This window comes from Micromonospora sp. LHW51205, assembly GCF_003315815.1.
Lineage (GTDB): Bacteria > Actinomycetota > Actinomycetes > Mycobacteriales > Micromonosporaceae > Micromonospora > Micromonospora chalcea.
Window position 1 is genome coordinate 1 of sequence record NZ_QMEZ01000007.1, and the last position, 19,260, is coordinate 19,260.

The following is a 19,260-nucleotide window of genomic DNA, read 5'->3' on the forward strand; positions in this document are numbered from 1 at the left end:
TCTGCGACCAGTTCGAGAACAGACCGAAGTTCATCGACCCCCACGACGACCCGGTGTCGTGCGTCGTCGCGTAGACCAGGTGCTGCCCGTTGTACGGCACCACCGTGAAGTCCTTCAACGACACCCAGCCCGACCGCGGCTGCGCCAACGCGCCCGTCGACGACCACCGGTACGACGACGGGAGACTGCAGGTGTTGCCCGGCGGCGGCGTCGTGGGTGGCGCCGTGGTCGGCGGTGCCGTGGTGGGTGGCGCGGTGGTGGGTGAGCCGGTCGGGCCGCCGGTCGGCGTGGTGCCGCCGGTGCAGGTCACGCCGTTGAGCGCGAAGCTGGTCGGCACCGGGTTGCTGCTGGTCCAGGAGCCGTTGAAGCCGAACGACGTGTTGCCGTTCGTCGGGATCGACCCGTTGTAGTCGACGTTGCGCGCGGTGACCGCGGACCCGCTCTGGGTCAGGCTCGTGTTCCACGACTGGGTCACCGTCTGCCCGGCGCCGAACGACCACGTCAGCGTCCAGCTCGACACCGGGTCGCCGAGGTTCGTGATGGTGACGTTGGCGCCGAAGCCGCCCTGCCACTGCGACGAGATCGCGTAGTTCACGGAGCAGCCCGCGGCGGCGGCCCCGGCGGGCAGCTGCGCCACGGCGACCGACGCCGACGCGAGCAGCGCGGCGCCGGCCGACGCCAATATGGCATTGACTGATCTGGATCTGGACATGAATTGACCTCCTGCGGGGGCGGCGGCTCTGGCATTGGCGGTGGCGATTGTTTTGTGAGCGTTAACAGCCGCGTCAGGGATGTTACGGGAGCGCTCCCATGCGCTCAACAACCCATTTCCGCACCCACCGAATCAGCGCGGCCCCACCCGCCCGCCCCGGACGCGACGATCATGAAGTTGACCGCGTCCAATGCGGACAAGTCCGCGGCCTAACTTCATGATCAACGGGGTGGAGGGGAGGGGGAGAGGGGTGGGCGTCAGGCGGGGGTGCAGGGGGTGTTGTCGGCGGTGCACGCGACGGGGGCGTCGTGCTGGGGGTCCGGGTCGCGTACGTCGAAGCGGATGGTGGCGGACTCGCCGCCCGGCAACGCGCCCCCGGTGAAGGTGACCACGGTGCCGTCCTGGGCGGCCTCGGCTCCGCTGACACTGCCCACAGTGGCACCCTCGTGCAGCGTCACGGTGACCGTCCAGCCCGGACGCGGTGACGGGCCGGGATTGCGCAGCACCACCTCGCCCCGGTAGCCGAAGATCCGGTCGTTCACCGTCTCGTAGGTGGCGCTCAGCGGCGTCGCCGCCACGGTCGAGGGCGTCGCGCTCGGCGTACGGCTGGGGGTGGGTGACGGCGTCGGCGAGGGCGACTCGCTGCGGCGGCTGGCGCTGGGCGTGGGCCGCGCGGTCGTGGGGCGCGCGGAGGGCGTCGCGGTGGACGGCATGACGAGTGACGCCGTGGGGGCCGGCGCGGCCGGGGCGGGCGGCTCGTCGCCGGTGGTCCATACCGTTGCTCCGGCTGCCGCAGCCAGCAGCGTGACCGCGCCCGCCGCGAGCAGCGCCCGGCGCCGTCCGGGCCGGCGGGGTTCGTCGCCGAGCAGCCGGACCACAGGCAGTTCGGCGGTCAGCCCGCCCTCGGCCCGGCGCAGGTCCACGTTCTGGAACGCCAGCCAGTCCAGAATGGCCGGCAGCCGTCCGGTGACCGCCTGCTCGTGCTGCTCGGCGCGGGCGTCGGCGTCCCAGTCGCCCTCTTCGAGCACCTCGCGTACGGACAGCCGGGTGCCGTGTGCGGTGGGGGCCAGGTCGCAGGCCAGGCGGGTGGCCCGGTCGGCCTCCCGGCAGCGGACGACCAGCCGGTGCGGCGCGCGCAGCTCGACGGTCTCGACCTCGGTGTCGGTGTCGTAGCCCGGCAGCGCGGCGGTGGCGAGGATCCACCGGTCGGACCCGGGCGCGCTGTCGGTGAACCACTTGGCCAGCAGCGCGCGTTCCGTCAGCGCCCGCCAGGTCCGGGCGGGCGGGTGGAACAGGTCGACCTCGGTGACGATCTCGATCACGCGGAGACTCTAGGGCCTGTGTCAAGGTCGGTGCGGGGCGCTGTCGCCGCCGTCGTGCCAGCGGGCCCGCCAGGCGGCCTCGCTCTCCTCGGCGCTCGACTTCTCCTCGTGCATGAGCCGGCGCAACGCGATCCGGGAATCGGCGAAGATCACCAGCTCGGCCGCCACGAGCGCCACGCAGATCGCGGTGAGCAGACCCAGCGCGCCGAGCGCCGGCAGGTGCCGCCCGACCGGCAGCGCCACGGCGAGCAGGACCACGGCGCCGACCCGGGTCCAGGACAGCGTCCGCAGCGCGCGCCACTGGAACGCCATGTTCGCGGCGAAGTAGACGAGCACGCCGCCGAAGAGCAGCGGCACCGCCGGGCCGTGGCCGCGCTCCATCGGGCCGCCGGCCGGGTCGGTGACGATGCGGACCAGTTCCTCGGCGCCGATCGCGAACAGGATCACCCCGGCGATCATGGGCAGGTAGAGGTAGGCGTACGCGTCGCGGGCCAGCGCCACCCGCGCGTGACCCTGGGCGGCGTGCAGCGCGATCCGGGCGGCCGGGCCGATCATGTCGAAGTGCGCCCACCAGAGCGCGGCGGTGAACAGGATGCCGAAGATCGCCGCCGGGATCGCCGGCCAGGTCACCGGCTGGCCGAGCAGGTTGCCGCCCACGCCGACCGAGATGACCGACTCGCCGAGCGCGATGATCAGGATCAGGTCGTACCGCTCGGTCCAGTGCTCGGCCGAGGTGATCTTCCAGCCGTCGGTGCCGGCCAGCAGGCCACTGCTGTACTGGATGGCCACCACGGCGATCCACAGTCCGTCGCGCAGCCACGGGCCGACCTCCGGGGACACGCGCGGCGGCAGCAGCGCCGCCACCAGCAGCAGGGTGGCGGTGACCAGCGCCTCGGGCAGGAACAGCCGCAGCTTGCGCCGGGCCGGCGGGTCGTCGCGCGTGGCGTACCAGTACAGCGCGGTGTGCACGGCCCGGATCACCACATAGCTGATCGTGACCAGGATCGGCCCGGCGCTGCCCTGTTGCAGGTCGCCGAACGTCTGCGGCAACGCGAGCGCGAACGTGAACAGCGCGATCATGCCGACCACCATGAGGATCGGCACGAAGCCCTCGCCGAGGCGCAGCCGGGCGGCCACCGCGCTGTGCACCACCCAGCACCACCACAGCACGGCGAGTACCAGCAGCGCGTGCAGCAGTTCCCCGGGGGTCACGTTGGCGGCGGTGGCCCGCGTGATGATGAAGAAGGACACCACGAAGACGAGGTCGAAGAAGATCTCGAACCGGTCGACCCGGGTGGCGGGGGCGACGCCGGTCGCCGGCCCGAGCCCCTTGCGCCACCGGTCGCCACCCACCGGGCGAGTCTGTCAGCCCAGGTCAGGCAGGGTGCCGCTTTCGCCGGCCATTCCACCGGTCCGACCGGGCGGCGGGCGGGGGAGTGCTCAGCCGGCAGCCGGGGCGGCTAGGGCGAGCACGTCGCGCAGCACGTCGCGCAACGGGCGCCCGGGGCGCTCCAGCCACTCGTGGGCGGCGATCCGCAGGGACGCGAGGAACGTCGCGGCGATGATCCGGGCCCGCAACGCCGCGTCCGGTCCGGTCAGCCGGCGGGCCAGCTCCGCGGCCATCTCGCGCTCCAGCGCCGCGTACGCGGCGACCTGGTGGGCGGCCAGGCTCGGGTGACCGTGCAGTCGCCGGCGCCGGTCGAGCCAGGGCTCGGCCGGGTCGTCGTAACCGTCCTCGGCCTGGGCCAGGGCGGCCCGGGTCAGCGCGGCCCACGGTGGCAGCTGCGGCGGTTGTTGCGCGACCAGCGCGAGGAGCCGGCGCAGCCGCAGCGTGTCGCCGTGGAAGAGGGCCTCCTCCTTGCCGCTGAAGTAGTTGGAGAACGTGCGCCGGGAGACGTTCGCGGCGTCGGCGATCGCCTCGATGGTGACCCGGTCGGGGCCGTGCTCGACGGCGAGGGACAGCGCCGCCTCATGCAGCGCCAGGCGGGTCGCCGCCTTCTTCCGCTCCCGCAGCCCGGTGCACTCCTCCATGGGCCAAGCGTAGGTGACCGATTTCTCAATGGGCAAACTTGCCTACCGGGAAGGTTTAGTGTTGATTGCTTGAGGCAACGAAGCGGCCACCCCGTATCGACACAACTGGAGGACGCGCGCATGAGCGCACCCACCGTGACGGCTGAGGCCGCCCCGATGAGCAAGCGGAAGACGCTGGAGGCGCTCAGCGGTCTGCTGCTCGTGCTCTTCGTGGCCATGCTGAGCAGCACCGTGGTCTCGACGGCCCTGCCGAAGATCATCGGAGCGCTCAACGGCTCGCAGACGCAGTACACCTGGGTGGTCACCGCCACCCTGCTCACCGCCACCGCGACCACCCCGATCTGGGGCAAGCTGGCCGACCTGTTCAACAAGAAGTTGCTGATCCAGATCGCCATCGTGGTGTTCCTGGTCGGGTCGATCGCGGCCGGCTTCGCGCAGAGCGCCGGGCAGCTCATCGCCGCCCGCGCGTTCCAGGGCATCGGCGTCGGCGGTCTCCAGGCGCTGGTCCAGGTCGCCATCGCGGCCATGATCCCGCCGCGTGAGCGGGGCCGCTACAACGGCTACCTGGGCGGCGTCATGGCGCTGGCCACCGTCGGCGGCCCGCTGCTGGGCGGCCTGATCGTGGACACCTCCTGGCTCGGCTGGCGCTGGTGCTTCTTCGTCGGCGTACCGGTCGCGGCCGTCGCGCTGTTCCTGCTCCAGGTCACCCTGAACCTGCCCACCGTGCGCCGGGACAACGTCAAGATCGACTATCTGGGCGCCACGCTCATCGCCGCCGGCGTCAGCGTGCTGCTGATCTGGATCTCGTTCGTCGACGACTCGTTCGCCTGGCTGTCCTGGCAGACCGGCGCCATGGTGGGCGGCTCGGTGCTCCTGCTCGCGCTTGCGGTCTGGGTGGAGGCGCGGGCCGCCGAGCCGGTGGTGCCGCTGCACATCGTCCGGGAGCGCACCACCGCCCTGGCGATCCTGGGCAGCCTCGCGGTCGGCATGGCGATGTTCGGCGGCGCGGTCTTCCTCGGTCAGTACTTCCAGATCGGCCGCGGCTACAGCCCGACCGAGGCCGGCCTGCTCACCATCCCGATTATGGCCGGTGTGCTGATCTCCTCGATCGTGACCGGCCGGATGATCACCGCGACCGGGAAGGTCAAGCCGTACATCGTGTTCGGGGCGGTCGTGCTGGTCATCGGGTTCGTCATGCTCGGCACCATCGACCACGAGACCTCGCTGGTCTTCGTCGGCCTCGCGATGTTCATCGTCGGCGTCGGCGTCGGCATGACCATGCAGAACCTGGTGCTCGCGGTGCAGAACACGGTCGCGCTCAAGGACATCGGCGCGGCCAGCGCCAGCGTCGCGTTCTTCCGCTCGCTCGGCGGCACCATCGGCGTGTCGGTGCTCGGCGCGGTGCTCGCCCGCCGGGTCACCGACCGGATCACAGGCGACCTCGCCGCGGCCGGCATCCCCGCCTCAGGCGGAGGCGGCGGCAGCACGCTCAACCTCGACGCGCTGCCCGAGCCGGTCCGGCAGATCGTGCGGGCGGCGTACGGGGACGCAACGGGGCACATCTTCCTGATCTCGGCCGCCATCGCGGTGGTGGGTATCGTGGCGGCGCTGCTGCTGCGCCCGGTCACCCTGCGTTCCAGCCTCGACCTGCCGGACACCGGCCGGTCGGTGGCGGTGGGAGCGGACGCCGTCGACGGCGCGCCCGCCTTCGACGAGGTGAGCGTGGACTCGGCCGGGCGGGAGGAACGCGCCCGCCGCTGAGCCCGTACCCCCAGGGCCGTCGCCGACCCCGGCGGCGGCCCTGATCCGTGCCGGGAGGCACCGAAGGAGGAGTCGTGGACATCACGCGGGCCGCGCCGCCGCGCCTGGCCGCATGGCGGCGGGCCGCGCGTGAGCTGGCGCTCGTCGCCGTGCTCTTCCTCGCCTACAAGGCGGGCCGGCAGGTGGTGGCCGACCACGCCGAGGTGGCGCTCGCCAACGGCGAGTGGATCTGGCGGCTGGAGCGGCTGCTGCGCCTGCCCGCCGAGGCGGCGGTGCAGGGGCCGCTGCTGTCGCACGAGATCCTGATGCGGCTGGCGAACAGCTACTACGCCTTCGTCCACTTCCCGGCCACCGTGCTCTGCCTGGTCTGGCTCTGGCTGCGCCGCCCGGCCCACTACCTGCGGCTGCGGCGCGCCCTGGCGGCGCTGACCGCGGTGGCGCTGGTGCTGCACGTGTGCGTCCCGCTCGCGCCGCCCCGGCTGACCGAGCTCACCGGTCTGGTCGACACCGGCACCCGGTTCGGCCCGAGCGTCTACGGACCGCCCGACACCGACCAGCTCAGCAACCAGTACGCGGCCATGCCGTCGCTGCACGTGGGCTGGGCGCTGGCGATCGCGCTGGCGCTGATGGCGGTCACCACCGGACGCCTCCGCTGGCTCTGGCTGCTCCACCCCCTGGCGACCGCGCTCGTGGTGGTGGTCACCGGCAACCACTACTGGCTCGACGGGCTCGTCTCGGTCGCGCTGCTCGTGGCGATCCTGGCCGTGCTGCCCCGGCCCGCGCCGGACCGGCCCGCGCTCGTCGAGGCAGCCGGACCGGTGCGTCCGCACGTGGTGCCGGCGCCGCGCCGCGCCGGCCACCACCGGAACCCGCGGGTCCCGGCGGCGGCCGACGCGCGGCTGCGCCCTCCCGGGCGGGGCTGAGGGCCGGTCAGCGCAGCGTGCAGACCGTCCCGTTGAGGCGGAACGCGCCCGGCGGCACGTTCGGCCCGCTGTACGCGCCGACGAACCCGACGGTCGTGCTCCCGCCGTCGGCGGCGAGCCGCCGGTTGTCGGCGGTGGGCGTCACCCGGACGTTGCGGCCCTGCTGGTCCCAGGTGGCGCTCCACCCGCTGCTCACCTGCTGCCAGGCCGTCGGCCAGGTCCAGGTCAGCGTCCAGCCGTCGACGGCCTTCGCGCCGGTGTTGATCACCTCGACGTTCGCCACGTACCCGTTGCCCCAGTCGTTGTCGTCGTTGAACCGCACCGCGCAGGAGCTCTCGGCGGGGCTGCCGGTGGCGAAGGTCAGCGGCGGGGACGACCAGGAGACCCGCCCGGCCGTGTCCCGGGCGAGCACGTTGACCGTGTAGCGGGCGCCCGGTTCGAGGTTGCCCACCGTCAGCGACGTGCCGGCGGTCTCGCCGAGCTGCTCGCTCACCGCGCCGTACTGCCGGTGCACCTCGTACTTGGCGATCGGGGACGCGCCCGGCGTGGCCGCCGGCCAGGAGATGGTCGCCGCACGGTCGGTCACCGCGCTCGCCGTCGGCCGGCCCGGGGCGCCGGGCCGCCCGGCCGAGCTGCCGGCCGGTCGCAGCACGAGCGTGGTCAGCGAGTACGGCGGCAGCGTGCGCACGGTGGCGCTGCCCGAGCGGCCGGTGCTGATCCCGGTCGCGCCGTTGGCGAGCGTGTGCACTGTCGGCGCCTCGTCGGCCGGGGTGAAACCGGCGTAGTCGAGCGCCACCGGGTGGGCGTTGTCCGGGTCCTTGTTGAGCAGCAGGACCGCGACGCTGCCGTCCGGGCGCCGGACCGCGTGCGCGGCGACCAGCGGCTCGTCGGTCCCGGCGCGGACGAGCTGGTCACCGGGCCGGGCGAACAGGTTCATCATGGACAGCGCGTGGTACGGCGCGAACGGGGTGTTGAACGCCGGCTGACACACCTCGCCGTCGCTGGTGCAGTTGCCGCTGGACAGCAACCCGAAGTCGCCGTAGTCGGTCTGCCCGGCCACCTCGGAGACGGTGCCGATGCCGTTGTGCACGTTCCACCACTGCACCGTGAAGACGCCCTGCTCCAGCAGGCCGCTGTAGGCGTCGGCCAGGAACAGCGCGCCGGGCGCGGTGGTGCGGCCGGCGTCCACGTTCAGCTCGGTGAAGCTGATCCCGATCCGGTCCGCGCCGGGACCGGCGTACCTGGCGATCTGCTGGCGCAGCAGCCAGGCCGCGTCGGGCAAATGGTTGGTCCGGGCCAGCGAGTCGGCGGCGTTGCCGCCCGGGTACCAGTGCACGTCCACGAAGTCGATCTTCGGGCCGGCGAGGGAGAGCACGGTCTGGTTCCACGGGCCCGGGTCGGAGCCGGCGGTGATCCCGTCCGGCCAGTTGCCGGGCATGGTGAGCACCGCGCCGACCTTGATGCTCGGGTCGACCGCCTTCATCGCGTCGGCGTACTCGATCACCAGCCGCGCGTACTGGGCAACGCTCTTGTCCGGGTGGTCGTCGGCCTCCCAGGCCGAGCCGTAGTGGCCGTTGCCGTAGTTCTCGTTCCCGACGGTCCACCACTTGGCGCCGTAGCCCTTTGTGACGTTGGCGTACCGGACCCAGGCGGCGGCCTCGGCGGGCGTGCCGGTGCCGTAGTTCGCGATGATCATCGGCTGGGCGCCGACGCGGCGGGCGCCGGCCATGAACGTGTCGAAGTCGGTGTTCGGCGCGACGTAGCCGCCGGGCGCGGTGTGCGTCTCCCAGTGGTAGATGTCGGCGTACGAGCCGCCGGGGTAGCGCAGCATCTTCACACCCGCGGCCTTGAGCAGGTCGGACGTCTCGGCGCTGCCGAGCTGCGAGTCCCAGATGGCGTGGTTGACGCCGAGCGCGGTCTCCGGGACCGTGGCCAGCCCGGCGCGGGTGTTCACGGTGACGGTGACCGGGTCGGTGGGGTCGGCGGCGGCGACCGGTCCGCCGACGGTGCTGAGCGCGGTGGCGAGCAGGAGCAGGCTGGCCGCGAACGCGGTGGTTCTCCTCATGCGGGGGTGTCCTCCGGGGAGTGGGACGACGAGGCGATGCCCGGTCTGCGTCGTCCTCCCGGACGCCTGGCGGCGGCGGGATGCCCAGGAACGACGATCGGCTCCGCGCGGCGAGCCATCGACGAGGATCATACGCCCGGCGTCGGGGAGTGCAGGGCTTAATTTATAGACAGGAGTCTTTACTGTTAACAATGTTTAATTTATGTTCGGGGCACCTTCCGTTCCCCCCGAAGGAGTTGCCACCATGCGTCGAAGAATCACCCTCCCGCTGCTCACCGCAGGCGCCGTGACCGGCACGCTGGCGCTCGCCGCGCCCGCGCAGGCCCACGGCTACGTCTCCTCACCGCCCAGCCGCCAGGCGCTGTGCGCGCAGAACCGGGTGCCCGACTGCGGCCAGATCAAGTACGAGCCGCAGAGCGTCGAGGGCCCCAAGGGCCTGCGCAGCTGCCACGCCGGCATCGCCCAGTTCGCGGTCCTCAACGACGACAGCCGCAACTGGCCGGCCACCTCGGTCGGCAGCACCGTCACGTTCACCTGGGTCAACACCGCCCGCCACGCCACCGCCAACTGGGAGTACTGGATCGGTGGCACCCGGGTCGCCGTGGTCGACGGCGGTGGCCGTCAGCCCGGCGCGACCGTGTCGCACACGGTCAACCTGGGCGGCTTCTCCGGCCGGCAGAAACTGCTCGCCATCTGGAACATCTCCGACACCGCCAACGCCTTCTACTCCTGCGTCGACCTGCAGATCGGCGGCGGTGGCGGCAACCCGACCCCGTCGCCCACGCCGACGGCGGCGCCGACCACCCCCGCGCCCTCGCCCACGCCCACCCGGACCAGCACGCCGGCGCCGGGCGGCACGTGGACGGCCGGACGGGCGTACCAGGTCGGCGACACGGTGACCTACGACGGCCGCACCTACCGCTGCCGCCAGGCGCACACCGCCATCGCCGGCTGGGAGCCGCCGAACGTGCCGGCGCTGTGGCAGCAGATCTGAGCCCGCGTACCCGCGCGGCGGAGCCGGCCGGTCCCCGGCTCCGCCGCGCGTCCGCGGCCCTGCTCGGCGTGATGCTGACCCTGGCCGGTTGCGGCGGCCCGCCCGCGGCCGATCCGTCCCCGCCGGTCCCGTCCGCCACGGCCTCGGCCCCGGACACCACGGTCAGCGGGATCGACGCGCTGTTCCTGGCCATGATGGTGGCCCACACCGAGCAGACGCTGGAGATCGTGCGGCTCGGTCTCGACCGCGCCACCGATACGCGGATCCGCACGCTGATCGCCGCCGTGCGGGCCACCGAGACCGACGAACTGGCCACCATGCGCGAATGGCTGCGCGACGCCGGGCCGTCGGCCGCCGCCGCGGCCGCCCGGCACGACCACTCCGGGCACAGCGACGCCGCCGCCGGACTGGCCCGGCTGCGCGCCGCCGCGCCCGCCGACGCCGACCGCGTGCTGGTCGACGTGCTGAGCCGGCACCAGCGCACCGCGGCCGACCTGGCCCGCGCCCAGGTCGCCGCCGGCACCAGCGAGCGGGTACGCGAGCTGGCCCGCCGGATCGAGCGCTCCCGGACCGCGGAGATCGAACTGATGGGCCGGATGGGCTGAAACGGCGCGCCCGCACGCCCCGGAGCTGCCCGGACGCGCCATGACCTTCGTCACGTCGACGTCGCGCCCACCGGCCCGCCGAGGTTCACGAATCGGCGCGCAACCGCCCTTTTCCGTGAGCCGCCGGCCCGCCGTACGGCCGTGCGCAGGCCCGGGACGCCTCGTCCGTCGGCATAATCCGCCCCGGTCTGTCGCCGGTCGTGGTTAGGCTTCCCGCCGGACGTCGCCCCGCCGCGCGTTCCGCCCGCGCCCGGACGGTGCGTGGCGACCCCCACCGCCTTCGGCAGCCGAACCGGATCCAGGAGACCGTTAGTGACCCAGCAACCCGTCGCGACGTCGACAAAGCTCGACGCCGCGGTGCTCAAGGTGGCCGGCGTCGTCGTGCTCGGCGCGATCATGTCGATCCTCGACGTGACAGTCGTCAGCGTGGCGCTCCCGACGTTCCAGAGCGAGTTCGACGCCTCGTACGCGCGCGTCGCGTGGACCATGACGGGCTACACGCTCGCGCTGGCCACGGTGATCCCGCTCAGCGGCTGGGCCGCCGACCGGTTCGGCACGAAACGCCTCTACATGGTGGCGCTGGCGCTGTTCACCATCGGCTCCGGGCTCTGCGCCACCGCCGACTCGATCGGCGAGCTGATCGCCTGGCGTGTGGTCCAGGGCCTCGGCGGCGGCATGCTCATGCCGCTCGGCATGACGATCATGACCCGGGCCGCCGGCCCGCACCGCATCGGCCGCCTGATGGCAGTGCTCGGCATCCCGATGCTGCTCGGCCCGATCACCGGACCGATCCTCGGCGGCTGGCTGATCGACGTCGCCAGCTGGCACTGGATCTTCCTGATCAACCTGCCGATCGGCGTGGTCGCGCTGATCTACGCCCAGCTCGCGCTGCCGAAGGACAACGCCGAGCCGTCCCAGGCGTTCGACTTCCTCGGCATGCTGATGCTGTCGCCGGGTCTGGCCCTGTTCCTGTACGGCATCTCCACGCTGCCCGAGACCGGCACGATCGCCGACACCAAGGTCTGGCTGCCGATGCTGGCCGGCGGCGCGCTCGTGGTCGCCTTCGTGGCCTACTCGTTCCGGCCCCGCCATCCGCTGCTCGACCTGCGGCTGTTCCGCAACCGCAACCTCACCATCGCCTCGATCACCATGTTCGTGTTCATCATCGCGTTCATGGGCGCGGGCCTGCTGTTCCCGAGCTACTTCCTGCAGGTGCGGGGTGAGACGACGCTCGCCGCGGGCCTGCTGATCGCGCCGCAGGGCATCGGCGCCATGCTGACCATGCCGATCGCGGGCACGCTCGCCGACCGGGTGCCCGTCGGCCGGACGGTGCCCTTCGCGCTGGTGCTCATCGCGGCGGGGTTCTTCACCTTCACGCAGCTCGGCACCGACACCTCGTACTGGCTGCTCTGCGGCTCGCTGTTCGTGATGGGCCTCGGCATGGGCGGCACGATGATGCCGATCATGACCTCGGCGCTGAAGACGCTCAGCGCCGCCGAGGTGGCGCGCGGCTCCACGCTGGTCAACATCCTCCAGCAGATCGGCGGATCGATCGGCGCCGCGATCATGTCGGTCATCCTCACCAGCGAGCTGAACGGCTCGCGGCCCATCCCCGGCGTGACCGACCCGGGCACCGGCGCCCCGCTGACCGAATCCCAGCTCGCCATCGCCGCACAGCAGCGGCCCGAGCTGATCCAGCAGTTCCCGGTGCCGCCGTCGCTCATCGAGCGAGGGCTCGACTACGCCGCGGGCGCCTTCTCGACCACGTTCTGGGTCGCGTTCGGGCTGGTGCTGCTCACCTTCGTCCCGGCCGCCTTCCTGCCGCGCCGGCGTGAGCCGTCGCACCTGCTCGACGGCGAGACGGGCGAGGACAAGCAGCCGATGGCGCTGCCGATCCACTGACCGCCGCCGTGACCGGGGCCGGACGCCTGAGCGTCCGGCCCCGCGCCACATCGGTGCGGTGCCGCCCGCCGTGCCGGGTGGGCGCGTTGTCGGCCACCCGCCGGTGTGCTCGCGCTGTCGGCCCGCCCGGCCGTGTCGGCGTGGCTTTCGCCACCGGGGCCGTGCCGGCGGGGCCAACCCGCCACCGCGGCCGTGACGAGCGCCTACGATCGGCACAGGGAGCCGGGGAGAGGCGGGCAGCGTGAGCGCAGACGACGCGCAGCGGTCGGCGCGACGGCGTAACCGCATGCTGCTCGCGGGCCTGCTCGCCGTCGTCGGGCTCATCCTGCTGCTGCTCGGCCTCACCGTCGCCAGCGGCACCGTCGCCGGCGTCGAGGTGGTGCTGGCGCTGCTGCTCCTGGTCAGCAGCTACGCGATCCAGCGGCTGGCCCGCCGCGAGACCGTCTATCGCGACGAGCGGCGCTGACCGGCGGAGCGGTCCGGCCGGGCTAGGCTGCCAGTGTGGATCACGAAGACCGGATCGCGCTGTTCCTCGACTACGAGAACCTGGCCCTGGGCGTACGCGACCACCACGGTGGTGGTGCGTTCGACTTCCGGCCGATCGCCGACGCGCTCGCCGAGCGGGGGCGGGTGGTGGTGCGCCGGGCGTACGCGGACTGGTCGTACTTCGACGAGGACCGGCGGATGCTCACCCGGTCGCACGTCGAGCTGATCGAGATCCCGCAGCGCATGGGCGCCTCCCGCAAGAACGCCGCGGACATCAAGATGGCGGTGGACGCGGTCGAGCTGGCGTTCGAGCGCGGCTACATCTCCACGTTCGTGATCTGCACGGGCGACAGCGACTTCACTCCGCTGGTCCACAAGCTGCGCGAACTCAACAAGCGGGTGATCGGTGTGGGGGTGGAGAAGTCCACCTCGGCGTTGCTGCCGCCGGCCTGCGACGAGTTCCTCTACTACGACCGCCTCGAAGGCGTCGACGTGCCGCCGCCGTCCGCCCGCCGGTCGCGTCCGGCCCGGACGGCGCCGCCCGGGCCGGTGGCGGAGGTCGCGCCGGAAGCCGCTCCGGCCGAGGAAGGGCGGGCCCGGGACGTCGACACGCTCGCCGTCCAGCTCGTGCAGACGGTGGCCGGCATGCAGGGCAGCTCCAGCGGTGACGTGACCGCGTCCGCGCTCAAGCGCGCGCTGTTGCGCAAGGACCCGACGTTCAGCGAGTCCGACTACGGCTTCCGTACCTTCGGCGAGCTGCTGCGCCACCTCGCCGCGCGCAACGTGGTGGAGCTGGCGGCGGGGCCGGCGAAGGGCGACCCGGAGGTGTCGCTTCCGGAACAGGGTGACCGGGACGTCGCGTTCGGGCTGCTGCGATCAGTGGTGGTGGACCTGGCCGGCGAGGGCGGCGCGGTGGCGCTGTCCGGGCTGAAGGACCAGCTCCGGCGCGCCCGGCCCGACTTCAGCGAGAAGAAGCTCGGATATCGCAGCTTCCTGCAGTTCTGCAAGGCGGCCGCGACGGGCGGCGCGGTCGAGCTGCGCTGGAGCCCAGAAGACGGCGACTACCTCCTGACCCCCCATACCCCCTGACCCCCACCCCACCCGCCCCTCGCCCTTCGTTCCCGCGATCTTGCACTTGCGGCCCGCCTAAAGCGGGATGAATCCGGCATCTGCGGGGCGCGAAGTGCAAGATCGACGGCGAGGGTGAGGCGGGGTGACCGCGAGGGCGGGACGGCGGGGAAGTGGGAGAGCGGCGAGCGTGGGGCGGGGTCAGGGGAGGGTTGCGTCTTGCTGGGCTGTTGCGCCGGAACCGACGGCCAGGCCGAGGTGCAGGCCCACCAGGTCCAGGATGCTCGGCTCGGCGGATGCGGCGGACGGGCTCGGCTCGGTTGTCGGATCGGGCTCGCCGGTCGGAACCGGATCAGCCGTCGGGCTCACGCTCGGCGCCGGCGTCGCCGGACCGGCGGCGGGTGGGCCGGACGATTCGACGATCACGGGCGTACGGCCGCTCACGCGCGTCGACGGGGATCCGGCGGCAGGTGGCGCGGTGGTGGGGACCCGATCACCCGAACCGGCGGCCGGAGGTCGCGGCGCGGGCCGGGGTGGCCGGGACGCGGGGGGAGACGACGGGTTGACCGGGGTCGCCACGGGCGGCACTGACGAAACGGCCGGTGGGGGCGCGGTCGCCGGGTGGGTCGCGGTTCGGGCTGCCGGGTCGGTCTGCCCGGCGGTCGCGGTCCAGGTGCCGGCGGAGGTGACGCCCAGCAGTACGGCCATCGCTGCGACGCCCGCCGCGGCCAGCCGCTGGGGGAGCGCCCGTTCGGCGGGGGCGTCCCACGGCCCGAGCGGCCGGGGTGGGCGGGGCCGGGCGGCCCGGTGGGCGGACCACAGCGCCTCGACGTCCTCCACCACCGCGGTGCGCGTACCGGTGGCGTCGGCGTGGGCCAGGGTGAGGTAGAACCGGGCGTTCGCCGCGCCCGGCGCCGGCACGCGCAGACCCGCCGGTGCGCCGCCGTCCGTGCCGTGCAGCAGGGTGACCGGACGGCCGGGGTGGTGCCCGAGTCCGCGCAGATTCCGCAGGGGCCACTCCCGGCCGACGCCGGGCCCGGTGAAAGCGACCCGCCGGTCGGTCACCACGGCGGCGCCGCTGGCGATCACGCGCAGCCCGGCCGGTAGCGGGCCCTCGGCCGGGTCGAGACATCCGGCGAGCGTGCCGTCCGGCACCGGCAGTCCGGGTAGGTGCCGGGCCGTGGCCTCGACGAGGTCGACGGTGGGCAGGATGCGGTAGACGACCTCTCCGTCGTCCAGTGGCACCGGTAGCGCGGTGCCGGCCAGGACGCACCCGTGGAAGCCGGCCGCTTCGATCCGGAGCCGGTCGAGGTGCTCCGCGCGCCGCCGCCAGGCCCGCGCCGCCGTCTCGTACGCCTGGCGCCGGCGCTCGTTCTCGCGCCGCGCCCAGGCCAGCCGCCGCCGGGGATGAGCCCCGATCGCGTCGGGTCGCCTCGCCGTCACACCTGGTACAACGCCCTGCGTAAGCCGCGGATACGTGAGCGCGGCTATCGTCCGTTTTGGCGGTGGTATGCCCGCGATTACACTTCGGGGCATGCCGCGGATCGTCCAGTTGCTGGCCTCGCCCGTGCACCGGTACGTGGGCCGCCCCGCGGACGGGCCCGCCCCCGCGCCGCCGGGTGAACTGGTCGAGCGGGTGGAGGTGCGCGCCGGTCTCGGCATCGTCGGTGACCGCTACTTCGGCCGCCCGGCGCACCGGCAGGCGAGCGTCACGCTGATCGCGCGGGAGTCGCTGCCGCCCGGGGCGGACCTCACCCAGCTGCGACGCAACGTGCTGACCGACGGCATCCCGGTGGACGAGCTGGTCGGCCGGGTGCTCACCCTCGACTCCGGCGACGGTCCGGTCCGCCTGCGGGTGCACCGGGCCGCGCCGCCGTGCGCCTGGCTCGACGTGGTGGTCGCGCCCGGCACCTGGAAGGCGATGCGTCGCCGGGGCGGTGTGCGCTGCGCGCCGCTCACCGACGGCGTCCTGCGGATCGGGCCGGTCACCGTCTCCGTCGACGACGACTGACCCGGTTCGGGAACTTTTCCCGCCCGCCGGCCGACCAACCGGAGGTCGCCGACAGTCAGGCCCGGTGGCAGGAGGGACGCCAGGGATGAACCGAGCGGGCAGCGGATCCGTACCGTCGGGCATGACGATGTCGGGCCCGCGGGCCGGCCGAGGATGAGCCCGGACGCCGACGACGAGCAGGTGACCGGGTGGGCCCGGAGCGCCGCCCGTGGTGACCGGCTGGCCGCTGCCGCGTTCGTCCGTGCCCTCCAGGCGCCGGTGTGGCGGTTCCTCGCCCACCTGGCCGGGCCGGCCGAGGCCGACGACCTGGCCCAGGAGACGTTCCTGCGCGCGCTGCGCAGCCTGCCCGGCTTCGCGGGCCGGTCGTCGGCGCGTACCTGGGTCTTCACCATCGCCCGCCGGGTCGCGGTGGACCACGTGCGGGCGGCGACCGCGCGGCCCCGCACGGCCGCGCTGGCGGACTGGCAGGCCGCCGCCGAGGCGGCCGGGGCGGTGACCCGCGGCGGGGACGACGGGGTGGTGTTGCGCGGGCTCATCGCGGCGCTCGCCCCGGACCGCCGGGAGGCGTTCGTGGCCACCCAGGTGCTGGGCCTGTCCTACGCCGAGGCCGCCGAGGTGTGCGGCTGCCCGGTCGGCACGATCCGGTCCCGGGTCGCCCGCGCCCGGGAGGACCTGGCCGCCGCCTGGTCCGGCGACGTCCGTGACCGCCGCGCCCGCTGACACCCGCGGGCCCCGGCCGTCCGGCGGTTCAGGCCGCGCGCCGGTTGCGGGCCTGTGCGGGGTACGGGCCCGGCTGCACCAGCCGCAGCGGCGCCGGCGCGGCCGGTTCCTCGGTGCGCAGCGCCCACCGCGATCCGCTCGACCGGCCCCGCCCGGGCGGCGTGTCGCCGGGGCGCCAGCCCGGCCGGGACAGCACCAGCATCACGGCCCAGCCGACCAGCAGGAAGCCGTGGCTGACCAGCCGGGTCATCGCGACCTGACCGGTGATCAGGTCGTTCACCGACAGCAGCACCAGCGTGGCGACGAACGCGCTGAGCATCGGCAGCACGCCGGACGGCGTGGTCCGGCGTGCCGCCACGTAGAGGAACCCGGCGCCGACTGCTACGTTCCACGCCGCCGACTCGTGCCACAGGTGCTGGCCGGAGGTGTGGGCGTGCGCGACGACCGCCTCCCGGCCGATCTGGGCCAGCCCGAGCACGAGCTGCACCGCGCCGAGCAACCCGAGCGCCCCGCGCAGTCCGAGCGCGATCCGCTGGCGGCGGCTCGGCCGGGGCGGCGGCGCGGCGGCGAGCACCGCGTCGACCAGGTCGGGTACGCGCGGGGCGAGCTGCGTACGGGCCCGCCGGGTGACCGCCGCGGCCGAGTCGAACCAGCCCCGGCAGCCGGCGCAGCCGGTCAGGTGCGCCTCGGCCGCCTCGATCTCCGAGCGGGACGCCTCACCGTCCAGCTGTGCCGACAGGATTTCCCGCCACTGCTCACACGCCATACAGGGATAGTCGTCGGGAGGGGCGCGCTGGTTCCCGGCGGGGTGCCGGTCACGCCGCCGCGGCCGCTGACCGTTCCGCCCACGCGTGCAGCGCGTCCCGGTCGCCCGCCGAGTCCAGGTTCAGCGCAGCCTCGATCAGTGCCAGATGGGTGAACGCTTGCGGGAAGTTGCCCAGCGCCGTGCCGTCGGGCGCGCGTTCCTCCGGATGCAGGCCGAGCGGCCCGGCCCGGCCGGCCAGCCGGTCGAAGATGTCCCGCGCCTCGCCGTGCCGGCCGGCCAGTACCAGCGCCGAGACCAGCTCGAAGGAGCAGAGCAGGAACGCCCCCTCGGTGCCGGGCAGCCCGTCGTCGGCCCGGTAGCGCCGGATCAGGTCGGGCGCGACGGCGAGGTCGGCGCGGATCCGTTCGACGGTGGCGACCACCCGGGCGTCGTCGCCGGGCAGGAACCCGACGAGCGGCATCCGCAGCAGCGAGGCGTCCGGCTCGGTCCCGCCGTACGCCATGACGAAACTGCCGGCGCGCTCGTCGTACCCGCGGTCGAGCACCTCGGCGTGCAGCGCGTCACGTTCCCGGCGCCACCGGTCCACCGGCGCGGCGCCGTCGCCGAGCAGCCCGGCGAGGCGGATGCCCCGGTCCAGGCAGACCCAGGTCATCACCTTCGAGTAGACGTAGTGCCGGCACGGGCCGCGGATCTCCCACACCCCGTGGTCCGGTTCCCGCCAGCGCTCCGCCATGGTCTCGACGTGCCGCCGCAGCAGCGCCCACTGCGGGCCGGTCAGCTCGCCGGTGAGCAGCTGGTAGGCAAGCGCCGCGTCGAGGATGTGCCCGTACGTGTCGAACTGGATCTGGTTCGCCGCCTCGTTGCCGACCCGCACCGGCGCCGAGCCGGCGTAGCCGGACAGGTGCGGCAGCTCACGCTCCTCGGTGGCGTGGCCGTGGATGCCGACGAGCGGCGCGAGCGAATGCTGCCGCGCGCAGATGCCGAGCAGGAACCGCAGATAGCGGCGGCCCTCCTCGGCGTGGCCCAGGCGGAACAGCGCGAGCAGCAGCAGCGCCGCGTCCCGGTGCCAGGTGAAGCGGTAGTCCCAGTTGCGGACCCCGCCGATCTCCTCGGGCAGCGATGTGGTCGGGGCGGCCAGCAGCGCGCCGGTCTCGTCGTAGGACAGGCCGCGCAGCACCAGGGCGCTGTGCCGGACCGCGCCGGCCGCGAAGCCCGTGTAGTCGCCGCGCGCCGACCACGCCCGCCAGCTGTCGGCGGTCCGCTCGGTCAGCTCCTCGGCGTCGGCGAGGGCGGGCACCGGGTCGGCGTACCCGAGAAGCAGCGTGGCGTCCTGCCCGGCGCGCAGCTCCGCCTCGGCGACGAGCGTGCCGCCCTCGACGGTGACCGGCAGGTCGGTGCGCAGCCGCAGCGGCGTGCCGTCGGCGTGCCAGCCGGTACCGTCGCGCCGCCAGCGCACCGGGCGTGCCCCGTACCCGGGGCGGGGCGTCAGCTCGGCGCGGACCCGCAGCACACCGTCGGTGACCCGCAGCCGGCGCACCAGCACCCGCTCGGCGTGGATCGGCCGGTCGGCGGCGCCGGGCCGGACCGCGAGCAGGTCCTCGCCGGCCGCCGCGCCGGACGGGGCGGCCCAGTCGTTCTCCAGCACCAGCGTGTCCGGCCGGTAGCGGCGCCGCGGCGCCGGGCAGCCGGCGACGGTGAGCGTGAACCGGCCGCCGGTGTCCCGGTCGAGCAGCCGGGCCGCGACCGCGTCGCCCGCCGCGTCCGGTACGCAGAACCACTCGACCGCCCCGTCCGGTGCGACGAGCGCCGTGGTGTGCGTGTCGGACAGGAACGCGTACGCGTCGATCGGCGGGAACGACAGCGGCGGCTCGGACACGGCGGTGACTACCCGGCG

Annotated in this window: 17 protein-coding genes; 9 read left to right on the plus strand and 8 right to left on the minus strand. The window is 73.8% G+C overall.

What is annotated here, in order from left to right:
- From DQE82_RS23455 to DQE82_RS23470, 4 genes are all read right to left on the minus strand, one after another.
- Positions 1-712: non-reducing end alpha-L-arabinofuranosidase family hydrolase (locus DQE82_RS23455; RefSeq protein WP_199496093.1), on the minus strand; the 712-nt coding region annotated here is incomplete at its 3' end.
- Between the two features lie 257 nt (positions 713-969).
- Entirely contained in the window at positions 970-2,034 is a 1,065-nt protein-coding gene (locus DQE82_RS23460; protein ID WP_113973956.1) for an SRPBCC domain-containing protein, read from the minus strand.
- Positions 2,035-2,055: 21 nt separating this feature from the next.
- Positions 2,056-3,387 carry a low temperature requirement protein A gene (locus DQE82_RS23465; RefSeq protein ID WP_113973958.1) on the minus strand — a complete coding sequence of 444 codons (1,332 nt, stop codon included), beginning with the start codon at positions 3,385-3,387 and terminating at the stop codon, positions 2,056-2,058.
- 87 nt (positions 3,388-3,474) lie between these two features.
- Positions 3,475-4,065, minus strand: coding sequence for a TetR/AcrR family transcriptional regulator (locus DQE82_RS23470; RefSeq protein ID WP_113973960.1), 591 nt, complete (start codon positions 4,063-4,065; stop codon positions 3,475-3,477).
- Between the two features lie 120 nt (positions 4,066-4,185).
- Here DQE82_RS23470 and DQE82_RS23475 point away from each other — a divergent pair, with 120 nt between their 5' ends.
- Positions 4,186-5,826, plus strand: a complete 1,641-nt coding sequence (locus tag DQE82_RS23475; RefSeq protein ID WP_113973962.1) for an MDR family MFS transporter — start codon at positions 4,186-4,188, stop codon at positions 5,824-5,826.
- 74 nt (positions 5,827-5,900) lie between these two features.
- Positions 5,901-6,749 (plus strand): phosphatase PAP2 family protein, encoded by an 849-nt coding sequence (locus tag DQE82_RS23480; protein WP_064446065.1) that lies wholly within the window; start codon positions 5,901-5,903, stop codon positions 6,747-6,749.
- 7 nt (positions 6,750-6,756) lie between these two features.
- Here the strand turns inward: DQE82_RS23480 and DQE82_RS23485 are convergent, their stop codons facing one another.
- Complete coding sequence (locus tag DQE82_RS23485) at positions 6,757-8,814, minus strand: cellulose binding domain-containing protein (protein ID WP_113973965.1); 2,058 nt, start codon at positions 8,812-8,814, stop codon at positions 6,757-6,759.
- A gap of 244 nt (positions 8,815-9,058) precedes the next feature.
- Here DQE82_RS23485 and DQE82_RS23490 point away from each other — a divergent pair, with 244 nt between their 5' ends.
- The 5 genes from DQE82_RS23490 to DQE82_RS23510 all read left to right on the plus strand — a co-directional run bounded on the left by DQE82_RS23490 (position 9,059) and on the right by DQE82_RS23510 (position 13,890).
- Positions 9,059-9,808: a lytic polysaccharide monooxygenase gene (locus tag DQE82_RS23490; RefSeq protein ID WP_113973967.1), complete on the plus strand. Its 750-nt coding sequence runs from the start codon at positions 9,059-9,061 to the stop codon at positions 9,806-9,808.
- On the plus strand, positions 9,793-10,413 hold the full coding sequence (locus tag DQE82_RS23495) for a DUF305 domain-containing protein (protein ID WP_043324276.1): 621 nt from the start codon (positions 9,793-9,795) through the stop codon (positions 10,411-10,413). The genes DQE82_RS23490 and DQE82_RS23495 overlap by 16 nt, the downstream gene beginning before the upstream one ends.
- 312 nt (positions 10,414-10,725) lie before the next feature.
- Positions 10,726-12,315, plus strand: coding sequence for a DHA2 family efflux MFS transporter permease subunit (locus tag DQE82_RS23500; RefSeq protein WP_043324274.1), 1,590 nt, complete (start codon positions 10,726-10,728; stop codon positions 12,313-12,315).
- A 241-nt stretch (positions 12,316-12,556) separates the two neighbouring features.
- Positions 12,557-12,781, plus strand: a complete 225-nt coding sequence (locus tag DQE82_RS23505; RefSeq protein WP_064446063.1) for a DUF3040 domain-containing protein — start codon at positions 12,557-12,559, stop codon at positions 12,779-12,781.
- Positions 12,782-12,816: 35 nt separating this feature from the next.
- A complete protein-coding gene (locus DQE82_RS23510; protein ID WP_113973969.1) occupies positions 12,817-13,890 on the plus strand; it encodes a PIN domain-containing protein in 1,074 nt (357 codons plus the stop codon).
- Positions 13,891-14,070: 180 nt separating this feature from the next.
- Here the strand turns inward: DQE82_RS23510 and DQE82_RS23515 are convergent, their stop codons facing one another.
- On the minus strand, positions 14,071-15,312 hold the full coding sequence (locus DQE82_RS23515; protein WP_233514755.1) for a hypothetical protein: 1,242 nt from the start codon (positions 15,310-15,312) through the stop codon (positions 14,071-14,073).
- 91 nt (positions 15,313-15,403) lie between these two features.
- Between DQE82_RS23515 and DQE82_RS23520 the strand changes: the two genes are divergently transcribed.
- Both DQE82_RS23520 and DQE82_RS23525 read left to right on the plus strand, forming a co-directional pair.
- The gene (locus DQE82_RS23520) at positions 15,404-15,880 is read left to right on the plus strand and encodes a molybdenum cofactor biosysynthesis protein (protein ID WP_113973971.1); all 477 of its coding nucleotides are present in this window, start codon (positions 15,404-15,406) and stop codon (positions 15,878-15,880) included.
- A gap of 153 nt (positions 15,881-16,033) precedes the next feature.
- On the plus strand, positions 16,034-16,600 hold the full coding sequence (locus DQE82_RS23525) for a sigma-70 family RNA polymerase sigma factor (RefSeq protein WP_043324268.1): 567 nt from the start codon (positions 16,034-16,036) through the stop codon (positions 16,598-16,600).
- A gap of 28 nt (positions 16,601-16,628) precedes the next feature.
- On the opposite strand, the gene DQE82_RS23530 is transcribed toward DQE82_RS23525, so the two are convergent.
- Together DQE82_RS23530 and DQE82_RS23535 are read right to left on the minus strand one after the other, a co-directional pair.
- Positions 16,629-17,366 (minus strand): zf-HC2 domain-containing protein, encoded by a 738-nt coding sequence (locus DQE82_RS23530; protein WP_113973973.1) that lies wholly within the window; start codon positions 17,364-17,366, stop codon positions 16,629-16,631.
- A gap of 49 nt (positions 17,367-17,415) precedes the next feature.
- Positions 17,416-19,242: a glycoside hydrolase family 15 protein gene (locus DQE82_RS23535; protein ID WP_199496095.1), complete on the minus strand. Its 1,827-nt coding sequence runs from the start codon at positions 19,240-19,242 to the stop codon at positions 17,416-17,418.
- Positions 19,243-19,260 lie beyond the last annotated feature (18 nt).

Bases quoted from the DNA above. Each gene is read 5' to 3' on its own strand.
- DQE82_RS23470 (WP_113973960.1), bottom strand. From the start codon at position 4,065: ATGGAGGAGTGCACCGGGCTGCGGGAGCGGAAGAAGGCGGCGACCCGC.
- DQE82_RS23475 (WP_113973962.1), top strand. From the start codon at position 4,186: ATGAGCGCACCCACCGTGACGGCTGAGGCCGCCCCGATGAGCAAGCGG.
- DQE82_RS23485 (WP_113973965.1), bottom strand. From the start codon at position 8,814: ATGAGGAGAACCACCGCGTTCGCGGCCAGCCTGCTCCTGCTCGCCACC.
- DQE82_RS23490 (WP_113973967.1), top strand. From the start codon at position 9,059: ATGCGTCGAAGAATCACCCTCCCGCTGCTCACCGCAGGCGCCGTGACC.
- DQE82_RS23520 (WP_113973971.1), top strand. From the start codon at position 15,404: ATGCCGCGGATCGTCCAGTTGCTGGCCTCGCCCGTGCACCGGTACGTG.
- DQE82_RS23525 (WP_043324268.1), top strand. From the start codon at position 16,034: ATGAGCCCGGACGCCGACGACGAGCAGGTGACCGGGTGGGCCCGGAGC.
- DQE82_RS23530 (WP_113973973.1), bottom strand. From the start codon at position 17,366: ATGGCGTGTGAGCAGTGGCGGGAAATCCTGTCGGCACAGCTGGACGGT.